The organism is Mammaliicoccus sp. H-M34 (assembly GCF_022386495.1).
Taxonomy (GTDB): domain Bacteria; phylum Bacillota; class Bacilli; order Staphylococcales; family Staphylococcaceae; genus Mammaliicoccus; species Mammaliicoccus fleurettii.
This window is the reverse complement of the sequence record NZ_JAJNIK010000008.1, coordinates 109,563-124,781: the sequence shown is the minus strand read 5'-3', so window position 1 is coordinate 124,781 and position 15,219 is coordinate 109,563. Positions and strand designations below refer to the sequence as shown.

Sequence of the window (15,219 nt, the reverse complement as noted above, 5' to 3'; positions counted from 1 at the left end):
GTGCGATTCGGGTAAAATCTGGTAAAAACGCACGAAGACTTTCGAGATATCGTGCGATTCGGGTAAAATCTGGTTAAAACGCACGAAGACTCCAGAGATATCGTGCGATTCGGGTAAAATCTGGTAAAAACGCACGAAGACTTTCGAGATATCGTGCGATTCGGGTAAAATCTGGTAAAAACGCACGAAGACTTTCGAGATATCGTGCGATTCGGGTAAAATCTGGTTAAAACGCACGAAGACTTCAAAGATATCGTGCGATTCGGGTAAAATCCGATCAAAACGCAAAAAAGAACTTATAGATATTATAGATAAAATCACAACTAATGTTTTAAGATAATATGTCTGTTTCCTAATTTATAGTAATTGAACTAAGAAAAGCAGTAGAAATTCGATTTTAATAATGAATTTATTGTTGTTAAAATAATTAGATAAAGGGTAGTTAGTCATCTTAATATATCCTTCTTTCAATATACATTTTAATAAGGAGGTCATAGCAATGAAATATAAGGATTTTGAGCAAAATAGAGTTTTTATGATTATGAATTGTATAATATTTATAATAGCTTGCTTATTAATTAAGAAAATACCCTTGCTCAATACATTAGGTTTTTTTGGAATTATTCTTTTTATAATCGTCATACTCATATTAGGTGTAGCTATATACCATATAAACTTTTTCTTATTTAAAAAGTTTGAAAAATTCAAAAACTGAACTGGGACAACACAAAAATGTATCCCAGTTCAGTTTAACTTTTAAGCGTAATTACCACCATAAATTTTAACGCATTCATTATAATTATTATATAAAGACTTTTCTAATATTTACTGATTCATAATTTAATGTAGCTAGTCGCCTATTTATCCTTCCAAAGAAAATACATTTTCAATAAATGAAAATACGCTATTTTTTTTAGTACTAGAGTTATAAAGGAGATTGGTCTTAAGTGTTGTAAATTGATAATCTAACGGTACTAAAAATAATTCATTATTTTTTAATTCTTGAGTAACAACAAACTCTGGTAATAGGGCAATGCCTCCAAATTTTTTAATATGTAGTTTTAAAGATTCAATACCAATAAATTCGAGTTTTTGCATTGGTGTAATATTGTTCTTGAATAAGATCTTTTCCATTTGCTCTCTATAGCTACATCCTTTTTCAGTTACTAATAATGTAGAATTTTCAAGATCATTTAGGTGAAATGAAGAAATTTGTTTATTGGAAACTAAGACAAGGTTGTCTACTGATATGGCGATATTATCTAAAGTGTTATTTATAATATATTCATCTGTTATTAAAGACAAATCTGTTTCAAAATTTGATAATTCTTCTTTAAGATAGAAATCGGAATGTGCTGTCTTAAAAGTAATATTCACATGAGGGTTGTCCATGAGCCATTTGCCTATTTTATGAGAATATTTATATATATATTGACTTTCTTGCATATTCACTATCAAACTTTCGGATTGCTTATACATACCACGTAGTTCCTTCTCAAATTCTATGTTACTATCTATAATATTTTGTGCATATTTAATATATGTTAAACCTTCGTTAGTTAACTCAATGCCATATTTTTTTCTGTGAAAGAGTAATACACGTAACTCATTTTCAAGTTTCTCAATATGACCTGATACTGTTGATTGTGAATAGTTTAGTAGACTTGCTGTTCTGGATACATTTTTAGTTTCACTTGCGACTAAAAACGTCTTTATAAAATTGATATTCATTGTATGCTCCAATCGATAATCGGTTTTTACGATATCTGATATCTAAAAATTCAATTTTAATAATAACACAAAGTGGATTAATATAAATATACAAACTATATAAGTAGGAGCGTTAATAATGATTACATGTTTATTAGGAAGTAGTAGAAAAAGTGGAAACTCAAATATAATGGCAGAGCAATTATTAAAGGGTACAAATCATAAAATGGTTCATCTTTATGAGAAGAATATAGAAAAAGTTATAGACAATAGACATTCGAGTACAAGAAATACTCATGAAGACGACTACAAGGATGTGCTCATTGATGTATTGGACGCTGATACCGTTGTATTGTCGACACCGTTATATTGGTACTCTATGAGTGCATCTTTAAAATTATTTATAGATCGTTGGACAGAAAGTTTAAGAGATCCAGAATTACCTGATTTCAAATCAAAAATGGCACAAAAAGAATTTATAATCATAATTGTTGGAGGAGATAATCTCACAGTTAAAACAAAGCCATTAATAGCACAATTTAAATATATCTTTGAGTTTATGGGAATTACGAATTACTCATTTGTAGTAGGAGAAGGTGTAAAGCCTTTAGAAGTATTAAAAGATGAAAAAACAATAGAGCAAATAAAAAATTTAAATGTGGAATTAAGAAATAGAAGTAAACAAACAGGAGAAATAAATGAATAAATTAGAAAAGTGCACAGTTATTTTCAGCATTTTTATAATGATTTCATCGTTGCTACTACTATTTTTCAAATATTATATCACCTATATAATGCCTGTATTAGTTTTTACAACAATTGTAGTAATTGTCATACTCACTATGATGATGATTCTATTTTTTATTTTTGAAAAATAGAAATAATACTATTCAATTAATTCAACCGAGTTTATAAAATTTAAGAATATTTAACCAAAGTAATCAATATCTAGGTGTATTTGATTTAAATGTACTTTTAGGTGCGTATTTCATAGGTTGAATTTTTTATATACTATATACTTATAGGATAACACTTAATGAATAGTTAAAGAGGGATTACAATGAGAATAGTTATATTTTTAATTTTAATAGCAGGTATTCTACCAATGATCGCCACGAATTTACATGGTAACTTAATATATTTATCTGGAGTATTATGGGTAATATCTGGAATATTATTCATTATAGCGGCATATAAAGTAATAAAAAAAAAGAACATAAATAGTATTAGAATAATGAACATAAGTCTAAACTTATAAAGACTTTAAATTGACTAACAAAGCCCCATGTCATCCATTTCTATAAATGGATGACATGGGGCTTATTTTTAAGGGAAATGGATATGTTATTGTTGAGTTTTCATTTTTTTTGAAGTAATAATATTGATTATTAGCCAAACAATTTGAGTTAAAAAAGGCATAATAAAGAGTGTGGCAATCATACCGATAGACATCCATTTTAATTCTGTTGTTTGAATAGCACCTGTAGCATCAACATCCCTAAACCATAATAATAAAGATATCGTAATAAATGATCCTAATTCAATTACAGTTAATATCCACCATAAAATCCATGATACTTTCATAAAGCGTCCTCTTTTCGGGAATTAATTATTTAATTAAAATGGTATCATTGAAATATTAAATGAGCAATATGCGTCATTTTTCCTTTTTCTTTTTATTATTAATAAGCGCCATAATAATACCATAAACTATAGAAACAATTACGATTTCTATCGCAGTGTAATCTCTATTAAAGAAATATGTAAGTGCTGAAAAAATAATTAAAAATCCTATAAAGTGGGTTAAAAAAGATTTTATCATTATGTGATGTTCCTCCTTTTACAACGTTTCTTTACTAATATGTATATAAAAAGTATAACTTAATTAGAATTACAATTATATGATATGCTAAAATTTAACTAAATAACGTTAATTTTAAAGAATAGAGGAATGTAAATGGCTTTTAATATTGAGATTCTGGATGAGACTAAAAATATAGATTTAATTACGATATATGATGGAAATTCAGAAATTAAATTCACTAATTTTGGCATGAGAATTGTAGATTGGAAAATTGATGGTAGGTCTATCGTTCTTGGTCCAAATGAGAATGATGACTTAGTCCAATATTATGAAGAAAATCCTTATTTCTTTGGGGCTACTATTGGTAGATATGGTGGTAGAATTGAAAATGGTACATTTGAATTGAATGGTCAAAATTATAAATTAGAACAAAATGATGCTAAACATAATTTGCATGGTGGATCTATTGGGTTGCATTCACGCGTATTTGATTATGAAATTATAAATGAAGATAAGATTGTTACTGTTATTTATACAGCTGATATGAAATCCAAAGATGACTATTTCCCAGGTAATATACAAATAAAAGTAACGCACCGATATGATTTAATTCAAATGATGTGGTCAATTCATTATGAGGCTACGAGTACGGAAGATACTTTATTTAACCCAATGAATCATGTGTATTTTAATTTGAATAAGACGAATCAAACGATTGAAAATCATAGAATTCATAATGAAATTGAATTTTATCCATTAAAAGAAAATCAAATTGTGAAGTCATTGGATACAGTTAATATTAATGAAGAAATAGGAAAAGAGATACTTACTTTTAGAGATATTTTTGAGAGTGGCTTGGAACAAATTAAGCAATTTAACGGAATAGATCATCCCGTTAAATTAGGAGATGAGTCATTTACAGTTTCAAATGACGAATTGGAAATTGAAATGAAAACTGATCAAGACCATGTAGTTATTTTCACTTTGAATGATGTAGATTGGAACGACCATGATCATACAATTCAAGAGCACGGCGGTTTTACTTTAGAAACACAAGCAATACCTGATGATATACATTTGTTAGGTGATAGTGCACCCTCTATTTTAAGAAATGGCAAAACATTTAGCAGTGAAACAAGTTACCGAATTAAAACTAAAGATAAGTAAGAAGAAAGGTATCGTGCGATTCGGTTGAAATCAGGACAAAACGCACGAAGACTTCAGAGATATCGTGCGATTCGGGTGAAATCAGGCTAAAACGCACGAAGACTTCAGAGATATCGTGCGATTCGGCTCAAATCAGGTTAAAACGCACGAAGACTTCAGAGATATCGTGCGATTCAGGCAAAATCGGGTTAAAACGCACGAAGACTTCAAAGATATCGTGCGATTCAGCTCAAATCCGGCAAAAACGCACGAAGACTCCAGAGATATCGTGCGATTCGGCTCAAATCTGCATAAGCCTATTTTAGTTATAAATGATTTCTTTTAATTTTAATATTGCAGGTTCAATATCTTCTAGCTCTATTTTAGCGAATCCTATGATCAACGTTTTGATTGATGAATTTGCTGGTTCTTCAACCATAAATCTTCTTAATGTATAGAGTTCTATACTATTGTCATGTGCTTTTTGTTCTATTTCTTTATAACTCAGTGTGGTTTTTATATTTAATAAGAAATGAAGACCTGCTTGCATATCATAAATCGTGATATCTTCTTTAAATTCTTTTGATAATATTTTTAAGAATAGCTCTCTCTTTTCTGTATATATGTGATGCATTTTTCGAATATATTTCTCGTAATTTCCTGATTTGATAAAAAGGTGTAGTGCATAAGCATTAATTGAACTTAAATCGGTAATTGAAGTCTCTGTTGCTAAATCAAATTTGTAAAGTAGTGGATATGGTAATACCATATAACTCACTCTTAAGCTTGGCATTAAAGTTTTTGAGAATGTTCCTAAATATATGACTCGGTCATTTTTATCTAAACTATATAATGAGGGGATATTGTCTGTTCCGTATTTGTACTCACTATCGTAATCGTCTTCTATAATGTATTTATTTTGTTCAGTCACCCAATTTAATAATTCTATTCTTCTAGATATAGGCATAATTGTTCCAGTAGGAAATTGATGAGAAGGTGTCGTCACAACGAAATCTGGTTTTTCTGTCTTTAATGTATTAACGGATAATCCTTTATGATCGAGTGGGATGTTTACGACTTCTTGCCCCATATCTATAAATAGTTTTCTCATACGTGAATATCCGGGATTTTCAATTGCGATTTTTTGATTGTCGGATAGTGTCTTAAATAACGTACTTAATAAATTAGCTGTGCCTGAGCTTACAATAATTTGTTCGGGATAACATGATACACCTCTTTTATATGAGATGAGTTGTGCAATAGATTTTCTGAGTTCTAAAGGTCCTTTGTAAATAGGTATTTCTGACATTTCATTTTTGAAGGTAGAAAAAGCTTCTTTGACATGTTTAGACCACAAATCAATTGGAAATTGTGAGATATCTGTCGTCATATGAGATAAAGAATAGCGAAATGATGATTTAATTTGAGTTGGATTATTGTTTAAAGGTTGTGAAACATGATGATCTTGTATAATCAGTTTGTTTAACGCTTCAACAAAATACCCCTGTCTTTCCTTCGTATAAATGTAACCTTCCGCAAAAAGTTGTTCATAAGCATTTTTAACAGTATTTATACTTACATTTTGATCATTTGCAAGTTGCCTTTTTGAAGGTAGTTTTTCGTGACTATTATATTGTTGCGAGAGAATATCTTGTTTTATTTTGAGATAAATTTCTCTATATTTGTAAGTTTGAGTCATACTTTTCACCCCTCTGGTACTATAAAATAATAGAAACTGGTACTTTTCATTATACCAATAATTTTTTAATATGTATTAAATAAACAATAGGAGGGATTTTAGATGGGTAAGACTCAAGAAGAATTAGTATCTTTACGTAACGAATATGTAGCAAGAGGTGTCAGTAATGGAAATACACATATAGCTGATTTTGCTAAAGGGGCAACTGTTACAGATAATGAGGGACAAGAATGGATAGACTTTGCAGGCGCAATTGGTACTTTAAATGTCGGTCATTCACATCCGAAAATTACTGAACATCTAAAAAATGAATTAGAACGATTTATATTACCTGGATTTAATGTCATTATGTATGAAAGCTATATTAAGTTAGCTGAAAAATTAGCTGAGATTACACCAGGAGATCATAAAAAGAAAACAGTATTACTTAATTCAGGAGCTGAAGCAGTAGAGAATGCAGTAAAAATAGCTCGTAAATATACAGGAAGACAACAAGTTGTATCTTTCATTAGAGGTTTCCACGGAAGAACAAATTTAACAATGTCTATGACTAGTAAAGTTAGACCATATAAATTTGGTTTTGGACCTTTCGCACCAGAAGTATATCAAGCACCTTATCCTTATTTAGCTGATAAGCCAGAAGGTTTGAGTGATGAAGCGTATATCGACTCAGTCATTAAAGATTTAAAGAACTTCTTTATAGCTACAGTTGATCCTACAGAAGTTGCTTGTGTCGTTATTGAACCAGTACAAGGTGAAGGTGGATTTATTATCCCCGACAAAAAATTCATTCATGCATTAAAAGATATTTGTGAAGAACATGGAATTGTATTTATTGCAGATGAAATACAAACTGGATTTGCTCGAACAGGAAAGACATTCGCGATAGAGCATTTTGATGTTGTACCTGATTTGATGACGGTATCTAAATCGCTTGCAGCAGGCTTTCCATTAAGTGGTGTTGTAGGTAGAAGTGAAATTATAGATAGTCCAAACCCAGGTGAGATTGGTGGTACATATGCCGGAAATCCTCTAGCTTGTGAAGCTGCACTTAAAGTTATAGAAATTATAGAAGAAGAAAACTTGAATGCTAAAGCTGAGCAACTTGGCGCAACTCTAGAAACAACATTACAATCATTTAAATTAGAACATAATTTTATTGGAGACATTCGTAGATTAGGTGCAATGGTCGCAATGGAAATTGTAGATCCAGAAACAAACGCACCAAATAAGCTAAAAACATCAGAAATTGTGAAGACAGCTAACGATAATGGGTTATTATTATTATCAGCTGGTATAAACGGTAACGTGATTAGATTTTTAGCACCTTTAGTCATTACAGACGAAGAACTAAACAAAGGTTTATCGATTTTAGAATCCAGTCTTTAATAAATAGGACTAATGAAAATGGGGTATGAATATGAATTCTCAATTTAATAAAACAATGAACATAGCAGATGTATTGTTTCTCGCGATTGGAGCCATGCTTGGATGGGGCTGGGTTGTACTTTCGGGAGAATGGATTTCTGAAGCAGGATTTTTAGGAAGTATCATAGCTTTTGTAATAGGTGGTTTATTAGTAATATTCATAGGATTGACGTATGCAGAGCTAGCATCTGCAATACCTGAAACAGGAGGCGGATACGTCTTTGTTAAGAAAGCGTTCAGTCCAGGTGTAGCTTTCTTCTCAGGTTGGTCAGTATTATTTGGATATGTATCAGTCATTACATTTGAAGCTGTTGCATTGCCAACAGTTATAGATTACGTTTTACCTTTTGAACATACAGGATTGTTGTGGAACTTAGCAGGTTGGGACGTTTACTTAACATGGGTTCTAATAGGATCTATTGGCAGTGTTATCTTAACTTCACTAAATTACTTTGGCGTTAAGCCAGCTGCTATTATGCAAACAGTGTTTACTATATTTATTGTAGGCGTAGGATTGTTATTATTTTTCGGAGCGAGCTTTAATGGTGAATTTACTCAACTTAAACCATTATTTAGCCATGGTGTTGGAGGAACAATGTCAGTTCTCATCATGATTCCATTTCTATTTGTAGGGTTTGATGTTATACCTCAAATAGCTGAAGAAGTTAAAGCACCATCTAAAAAGATTGGTAGCATACTTATTATTTCAATCATTGCTTCAGTTATATTTTACTTATTAATTGTATTTGGTGTAGCGACAGGGTTAACACCTAGTCAGTTAGGCTCAAGTGAATTAGCTACAGCAGATGCTATGGTCAATTTATTTGGATCTAGTGGATTTGGTGTATTACTTGTATTAGGTGGCGTTGCAGGTATTATAACAAGCTGGAATGCTTTTATTATTGGTGGTAGTCGTATTCTATATGCTATGGCTAAAAATAATATGATTCCTAAATGGTTTGCATTTATTCACCCTAAATATAAAACACCGACACATGGTATTTTATTCCTAGGTGTACTAGCATTTGTTGCACCACTGCTTGGACGTCCGGCACTCGTATGGATCGTTGATGCAGGTGGAATTGGTGTTGTATTAGGTTATTTACTAGTTGCAGTCTCTTTCTTGAAGTTAAGAAAAAGTGAACCTAATTTAGAAAGACCGTATCGTATTAAAAGTGGCAAGTTTGTAGGTTGGACGGCTGTTATTTTAAGTATCGCATTTATAGTAATTTATTTACCAGGAATGCCTTCATCACTTATATGGCCAAATGAATGGATTATCGTATGTGTTTGGTATGGTATTGCAGCTGTTCTATATTTAACGAAATCTAAGGAGGTTGAGACTTTTGAAAGAGCTCAAAGTATACAATCCAGCAACGAATGAAGTCGTAAAGACAATTAAATACACTTCTGAAGAAGAAGCAACGCAACAAATAAGTAAAGCACAAGAAGCATATGAATCTTGGCGTGAAAGAGATGCTCATGATCGTTCTGCACTTTTATTAAAATGGTATCAATTAATTGATGAACATAAAGAAGAATTAGCAGAACTTATAACTTTAGAAAATGGAAAGCCTTATAAAGAAGCTTTAGGTGAAGTTGCCTACGCTAATAGTTATATACAATGGTATCAAGAAGAAGCGAAACGTATTTATGGAAAAACGATACCTGCTAATCAAAAAGGCAAGAAAATTATTACAGACTCATTTCCAGTTGGTGTTGTTGGTGCTATTACTCCTTGGAATTTCCCAGCAGCTATGATTGCTAGAAAAATGGCACCAGCGTTAGCAGCGGGTTGCACGATTGTTTGTAAGCCAGCCTTAGAAACACCGTTAACGACGATACGCATGGTTGAACTGGCACATGAAGCGGGCATACCAGAAGATGCGATACAATATGTCGTTTTAAGTGGTCGAGATGCTGGAAGAATTTTTACAGAAAGCCCAATTATTCAAAAAATCACATTTACAGGGTCTACGCCAGTAGGTAAACAGTTAATAAAAGCATCTTCAGACAGTGTTAAAAATGTAACAATGGAATTAGGTGGATTAGCTCCAGTAATTGTACATAAAGATGCTGATTTAGAACTAGCTGTTAACCAAACAATTGCTACTAAATTTAGAAATTCAGGTCAAACATGTATTAGTGCAAATAGAATTTTTGTTCATAAAGACATTGAACAAGCTTATACAGAATTATTAACTAAAAAAGTAAATGCTTTGAATGTAGGAAATGGTTTAGAACAAGATATAGATATGGGACCGTTAATTAATCAAAATGCAGTAGAAAAAGTATTAGATCAAATAGAAGATGCAGTTGAACACGGTGGTGAACTATCATTACCAATCGAACAACTGAAAATAGGCGGAAACTTCTTGAAGCCAGTAGTCATACGTCATGCAAATCTTGAAATGAAAGTGATGCATGAAGAAACATTCGGACCAATCGCAGCAGTTATGACATATGATCATTTAGAAGACATCATTAAAGTAGCAAATGATACAGAATATGGATTAGCAGCTTACTTCTTCACTAATGATTATAGAACAGGCTTTGATATATATAGAAAGCTTGATTATGGCGTAATAGGCTGGAACGATGGCGCACCATCAGCAGCACATGCACCATTCGGAGGCTATAAAGAAAGTGGTTACGGTCGAGAAGGCGGTATAGAAGGAATAGAGCCATATTTAGAAACGAAATATTTATCAATAGGTAATATGTAAAATACAAAGCAAAATTATTAGCATAGTTTTAAACTCTAGGTTACTCAAAAAGTAAGAGCTGGGACATTTATGTCCCAGCTCTTTACTTATCATTATATTTACCTAATGTCTTTTACAATTTTGCCGTCTATAGCTACGACTTTAATCTTGTTTGGATCTCTTAATACTGCGATATCATCTAATGGATTTTGTTCTAGTAAAATAAAGTCTGCTTTTTTACCTTCTTCGATAGTACCGAGTTCTTCATCGTAACCTAAACATTCTGCTGCAGTCTTTGTTGATGATACGATTGCTTCCATTTCTGTCATACCGTGTTCAACCATAAGTTCTAACTCTCTTAAGTTAGTACCGTGTTTGAATACGCCTGCATCTGTACCCATTGCTATTTTCACACCTGCTTGGTGAGCTTTCTTAAAGCTTTCGATATGATCTTGCATGACTTGTTTTGATTTATTTATGGAATTTTCGCTCATTCCTAATTCGGCAGCGAATTCTATAACGGACAATGGTGCAAGAAGTGTAGGTACTAAATACATATCTTTTTCTTTCATCAATTTTACAGCTTCATCGTCTAAATATATGCCGTGTTCGATTGAATGAATGCCAGCTTCTATACATTGTTTTACACCTTGTAAACCTTGTGCGTGTGCCATTACTTTACGATTATTTCTAAATTGTGCTTCTTCGACAATTACTTTTAATTCTTCTACTGAAAATTGTGTGTAGTCTGGATGGTCAGTTGCACTTGTAACGCCACCAGTTGCATGAACTTTTAATACATCCGCACCAGCTCTAAGCATTTCACGTGATTTTTTTCGGACTTCGTTGACGCCATCACATAATCCGCTCGGCATACCGGGATAACCATCTTGTAAAAGTGGTAAATGAATGCCGGACTTTGTATAGCTATCTCCATGTCCACCTGTGATTGTTAATGCGTTTATACTAATTTGTAGACGTGGACCTAGTACAATCCCGTCATTTACTGCTTCTTTTAATCCTAAATCTGCACCTAAAGCATCTCTAACAGTTGTAACGCCAGCATCGACTGTTCGTTTTAAATGATCAATAGCTTTATAAAAATTATATGAAAAAGGCGTAGATAAGCGATTTTCTAACGGTTCCATTTCCAACATTACGTGCACATGGCTGTCAATCATACCAGGAAGTAAATATTGTCCATTTCCTTCTATAACATCATCACCATTTAAATTCTTGCCTATTTTAGCAATAACATTATTTTCGATTTTAATATCTATGTTTTTTTGAATATCATTACCAGTTCCATCTATTAAATTTATATTTTTTAAAATCAAGTTAACTTCCTCCTACGTTATTTAATAAAATTCATTAAAATAGTTGTTAAAATAACAGATGCTACTGTTACGGTTGTAAATCCACCGATAATCATTGGACTTAGTAATTCATTAAATACATCTTCTCTATCTTCTTCGTTGTCTGTAACTGAACGACTGACTTCTTCGCATAATATAAAATCACCTGGGAAACCATATAGTGCAGTTAATGCAACAGGTAAAGCTTTAGTAGGTCTCCAACCGATTAATTTCGCGCCAACAAAGCCTCCTATTAAAATGCCGATTGTACCAATAACAAGAATAGATAATATTGCAGGTAAGTATTCCCATAAGTCGTGAGGTTTAATACCGCCCATAGAACCGATTACGATGAGAATAATAATAACCATCATAATTGTGAATGACTGGTTGCGTTCCATTTCTTTTTGTTCGAACAAACCAATCTTCAATCCAATCACACCAAATAATAAACTAAGTAGTGTGTAATGAATGCCAGTAAATTCTCCAATAATAAAAGCAAAACTTGCTAATAAAAACATTATAAAGAGTCTAATAACATTATTTTGAAGCAATGGACTTTTACTAAAAATCGTTTCTTTTTTATCTTCATTTTTATTAGAGATATTCGCAACGTTCTTATCGTGCTCTCTATTTGCAAGATAATATTTTGAATAACGTTTCATAAGTATTGAACTAAGAGGCATGCCAATAACACCTTGCAAAGCCTGAACAATAGCAGGTAAAACAATTAAATTAGCTAATCCTAAATCTTGAAGTTTCTCTACAGTAATAAGTAGAGCAACAATACCACCTGCAATAGGACCGACACCAGAAGCTGCTGTACGGAAATCAAACAGGAGTGTAACGAAAATTAAAATTAAAGTAGTAGAACCAATAATCCCAAAAATTGAAATGACAACCGCTTTCCATTGAGACTTAAGTATATGAAGCGGCATCATAGTACCCATATGCATAATAACTGGCGCAATAACAAGTGCACCTAGTGAAGGTAAAATTGCATTATCAAGTATTTTTGTTGGTAAAACACCTGCCCAAGATAAGAGCAAATAACTGACCATAGCAGTTAATAACATTGGAACACGAGCCTTTGTAACGTAAGAAATAACTTCACCTAGAACAATTAATGCAAATAGTATAGTAGCAGAAATAAGCGGTTCACTAACCATTAGCGTTCACTCCCTTTTTAAGTTAATAAGAAAACCTTAGCACATAAAAATGTAATAGTTAATACTATTTTCAAAATATTTTGAATATATAGATAAATATTACACAAATAAGTTCCAGGCATATATTTTTAGAATGAAAATATTGCATTAGGAATTTTATGATTGGAGCTTTTTATAAAAATAATAAGCGTAAGAGGTGTTGTTAGGGACATAATTCCGAGAAATGTCCGTAAGAGGTGCTGTAAGGGACAAAATTCCGAGAAATGTCCGTAAGAGTGGTGCTAAGGGACAAAATTCCGAGAAATGTCCGTAAGAGGTAGTGTAAGGGACATAATTCTGAGAAATGTCCGTAAGAAGGGTGCTAAGGGACAAAATTCCGAGAAATGTCCGTAAGAAGGGTGCTAAGGGACAAAATTCCGAGAAATGTCCGTAAGAGGTGCTGTAAGGGACAAAATTCTGAGAAATGTCCGTAAGAACTAGTATCTAAGGAGCACAATTCAGAATTATGTTAGTAAGCGCAATCTAAAGTCACCTCTATAATATTCCACAAAAATAAAACTCTCTCAATCCGTATTTAAGTTCAACGGTTTGGGAGAGTTGCTTTAAGTATCGGGATGAAATCTCATTCTTATACTCATATTAAAATATTAATGTGCTGTTGATTGTCTACTTTTATTTATATAATAAGCAGCTAACAACAGGATAATCCATAATGGTGAAAACATTAATGCTGTACGTGTGTCTTCTGCAAAGAACAACATCACGAGTACGAATGCGAAGAACACTAATGATATATAAGAACCAATTAAACCAAATGGATTTTTAAATTTAGATTTTTTATGTAAATCTGCATCTTCTTTTCTGTACTTGATATAACAAATTAAAATAATAGACCAGATAAAGATAAAGAATATTGTTGCTAGTGTTGTTACAAGTGTGAACACATCATCAGGTATGAAGTAATTTAATATCGCTGCAAAGAACAGTACGACGCCTGAGAAGATAAGTGCTGGATATGGCACACCTCTTTTATTCGTTTTACTTAATCCTTTTGGTGCGTGACCAGTTTGTCCTAATCCATAAACCATTCTACTGTTACTAAATAATCCACTGTTAGCAGCACTTGCAGCAGATGTTAACACAACAAAGTTTACAATACCTGCTGCTGCGGGGATTCCAGCTAATACAAATAAGCTAACAAATGGACTTTCTGCTGGATCGATTTTATTCCATGGTGTAATACTCATGATAATTAATAAACTCAATACATAAAATATTAATATTCTATATCCGATAGAATTGACTGCTTTAGGTAAGTTCTTTTCAGGATCTTTTGTTTCACGAGCAGTTACGCCGACTAGTTCGATCCCAACAAAACTAAACACTGCCATTTGGAAAGCGAGTAAGAAGCCCATCGCACCATTCGGGAAGACGCCACCGTGTGAATATAAATTATGGAATCCTGATTGAGCACCATTACTTGATTTAAAACCATTAAAAATCATCCATAAACCAATAACAATCAATAAGACGATTGCAATAATTTTTATGAGGGCAAACCAAAACTCTACTTCACCAAATAGTTTCACTGTCATTAAATTTAAACCTAATAAAATAACTACTGTGGCTATTGCTGATACATAAGAGGGAATGTCTGGATTCCAAAATTGAATATACTTAGCTACAGCTGTAATATCGGCGATTCCTGTCGCTACCCAACAAAACCAATACGTCCAACCAGTTAAAAAGCCAAATAGATGACCTAAATAATGTTCTGCTATATCAGTAAATGAATTATAATCACTATTTGAAAGTAATAGTTCTCCTAATGCTCTCATCATAATAAATAAGAAAAAGCCAATAATAATATAAACTAATAAAATTGATGGACCAGCTAATGAAATACTTTTACCAGCACCTAGAAAAAGGCCAGTACCAATAGCGCCACCAATTGCAATTAATTGAATGTGTCGATTCGACATACTCCGTTTTAATTCATGATCTTCCATATTTATTCTCACTCCTTAATCTCATTAACACATATGTGTAAAATATGATTTAAAAATCAATATAAAAATCATTATACTACTATTATTTGTGTTCTCATATCAATAATAATACATATTGATATTCCACTACTAGAGGAAAATGATTATATCGATATGTAAACGTATTCAAATAAAGAAATAAAAAATAACAAAGG

13 protein-coding genes are annotated in these 15,219 nt (G+C 32.2%); 6 read left to right on the top strand and 7 right to left on the bottom strand.

What is annotated here, in order from left to right; all coding sequences use genetic code 11:
* Positions 1-861: 861 nt before the first annotated feature.
* Entirely contained in the window at positions 862-1,731 is an 870-nt protein-coding gene (locus LQ608_RS10425; RefSeq protein ID WP_239751788.1) for a LysR family transcriptional regulator, read from the bottom strand.
* A gap of 118 nt (positions 1,732-1,849) precedes the next feature.
* Between LQ608_RS10425 and LQ608_RS10420 the strand changes: the two genes are divergently transcribed.
* Both LQ608_RS10420 and LQ608_RS10415 read left to right on the top strand, forming a co-directional pair.
* A complete protein-coding gene (locus tag LQ608_RS10420; protein WP_239751786.1) occupies positions 1,850-2,416 on the top strand; it encodes a flavodoxin family protein in 567 nt (188 codons plus the stop codon).
* 354 nt (positions 2,417-2,770) lie between these two features.
* Positions 2,771-2,968, top strand: a complete 198-nt coding sequence (locus tag LQ608_RS10415; protein WP_239751784.1) for a hypothetical protein — start codon at positions 2,771-2,773, stop codon at positions 2,966-2,968.
* 86 nt (positions 2,969-3,054) lie between these two features.
* Here the strand turns inward: LQ608_RS10415 and LQ608_RS10410 are convergent, their stop codons facing one another.
* Together LQ608_RS10410 and LQ608_RS10405 are read right to left on the bottom strand one after the other, a co-directional pair.
* Positions 3,055-3,294 carry a DUF3923 family protein gene (locus tag LQ608_RS10410; RefSeq protein ID WP_239751782.1) on the bottom strand — a complete coding sequence of 80 codons (240 nt, stop codon included), beginning with the start codon at positions 3,292-3,294 and terminating at the stop codon, positions 3,055-3,057.
* Between the two features lie 73 nt (positions 3,295-3,367).
* Positions 3,368-3,532 (bottom strand): hypothetical protein, encoded by a 165-nt coding sequence (locus LQ608_RS10405; protein ID WP_239751781.1) that lies wholly within the window; start codon positions 3,530-3,532, stop codon positions 3,368-3,370.
* A gap of 135 nt (positions 3,533-3,667) precedes the next feature.
* On the opposite strand from LQ608_RS10405, the gene LQ608_RS10400 reads away from it, so the two are divergent.
* Positions 3,668-4,681 carry an aldose epimerase family protein gene (locus LQ608_RS10400; RefSeq protein ID WP_239751780.1) on the top strand — a complete coding sequence of 338 codons (1,014 nt, stop codon included), beginning with the start codon at positions 3,668-3,670 and terminating at the stop codon, positions 4,679-4,681.
* Positions 4,682-4,982: 301 nt separating this feature from the next.
* On the opposite strand, the gene gabR is transcribed toward LQ608_RS10400, so the two are convergent.
* Entirely contained in the window at positions 4,983-6,359 is a 1,377-nt protein-coding gene (gabR, locus tag LQ608_RS10395) for a MocR-like transcriptional regulator GabR (RefSeq protein WP_239751779.1), read from the bottom strand.
* A gap of 102 nt (positions 6,360-6,461) precedes the next feature.
* Between gabR and gabT the strand changes: the two genes are divergently transcribed.
* From gabT to LQ608_RS10380, 3 genes are read left to right on the top strand one after another with little or no spacing between them, the layout of a single operon-like run.
* Complete coding sequence (gabT, locus tag LQ608_RS10390; RefSeq protein ID WP_078358346.1) at positions 6,462-7,748, top strand: 4-aminobutyrate--2-oxoglutarate transaminase; 1,287 nt, start codon at positions 6,462-6,464, stop codon at positions 7,746-7,748.
* Positions 7,749-7,779: 31 nt separating this feature from the next.
* Positions 7,780-9,171, top strand: coding sequence for an APC family permease (locus LQ608_RS10385; RefSeq protein ID WP_239751778.1), 1,392 nt, complete (start codon positions 7,780-7,782; stop codon positions 9,169-9,171).
* Positions 9,134-10,513, top strand: a complete 1,380-nt coding sequence (locus LQ608_RS10380) for an NAD-dependent succinate-semialdehyde dehydrogenase (RefSeq protein ID WP_239751777.1) — start codon at positions 9,134-9,136, stop codon at positions 10,511-10,513. Before LQ608_RS10385 ends, LQ608_RS10380 begins: the two co-directional genes overlap by 38 nt.
* 98 nt (positions 10,514-10,611) lie before the next feature.
* Here the strand turns inward: LQ608_RS10380 and LQ608_RS10375 are convergent, their stop codons facing one another.
* The 3 genes from LQ608_RS10375 to LQ608_RS10365 form a co-directional block, all read right to left on the bottom strand.
* Positions 10,612-11,829, bottom strand: a complete 1,218-nt coding sequence (locus LQ608_RS10375; RefSeq protein WP_239751776.1) for a metal-dependent hydrolase family protein — start codon at positions 11,827-11,829, stop codon at positions 10,612-10,614.
* 17 nt (positions 11,830-11,846) lie between these two features.
* Positions 11,847-13,016: a hypothetical protein gene (locus LQ608_RS10370; RefSeq protein ID WP_239751775.1), complete on the bottom strand. Its 1,170-nt coding sequence runs from the start codon at positions 13,014-13,016 to the stop codon at positions 11,847-11,849.
* Between the two features lie 647 nt (positions 13,017-13,663).
* Positions 13,664-15,025 (bottom strand): amino acid permease, encoded by a 1,362-nt coding sequence (locus tag LQ608_RS10365; RefSeq protein WP_239751774.1) that lies wholly within the window; start codon positions 15,023-15,025, stop codon positions 13,664-13,666.
* Positions 15,026-15,219: the final 194 nt, after the last annotated feature.

Bases quoted from the DNA above. Each gene is read 5' to 3' on its own strand.
- LQ608_RS10400 (WP_239751780.1), top strand. From the start codon at position 3,668: ATGGCTTTTAATATTGAGATTCTGGATGAGACTAAAAATATAGATTTA.
- gabT (WP_078358346.1), top strand. From the start codon at position 6,462: ATGGGTAAGACTCAAGAAGAATTAGTATCTTTACGTAACGAATATGTA.
- LQ608_RS10410 (WP_239751782.1), bottom strand. From the start codon at position 3,294: ATGAAAGTATCATGGATTTTATGGTGGATATTAACTGTAATTGAATTA.
- LQ608_RS10365 (WP_239751774.1), bottom strand. From the start codon at position 15,025: ATGGAAGATCATGAATTAAAACGGAGTATGTCGAATCGACACATTCAA.
- LQ608_RS10370 (WP_239751775.1), bottom strand. From the start codon at position 13,016: ATGGTTAGTGAACCGCTTATTTCTGCTACTATACTATTTGCATTAATT.
- LQ608_RS10420 (WP_239751786.1), top strand. From the start codon at position 1,850: ATGATTACATGTTTATTAGGAAGTAGTAGAAAAAGTGGAAACTCAAAT.
- LQ608_RS10425 (WP_239751788.1), bottom strand. From the start codon at position 1,731: ATGAATATCAATTTTATAAAGACGTTTTTAGTCGCAAGTGAAACTAAA.
- LQ608_RS10415 (WP_239751784.1), top strand. From the start codon at position 2,771: ATGAGAATAGTTATATTTTTAATTTTAATAGCAGGTATTCTACCAATG.
- gabR (WP_239751779.1), bottom strand. From the start codon at position 6,359: ATGACTCAAACTTACAAATATAGAGAAATTTATCTCAAAATAAAACAA.
- LQ608_RS10405 (WP_239751781.1), bottom strand. From the start codon at position 3,532: ATGATAAAATCTTTTTTAACCCACTTTATAGGATTTTTAATTATTTTT.
- LQ608_RS10385 (WP_239751778.1), top strand. From the start codon at position 7,780: ATGAATTCTCAATTTAATAAAACAATGAACATAGCAGATGTATTGTTT.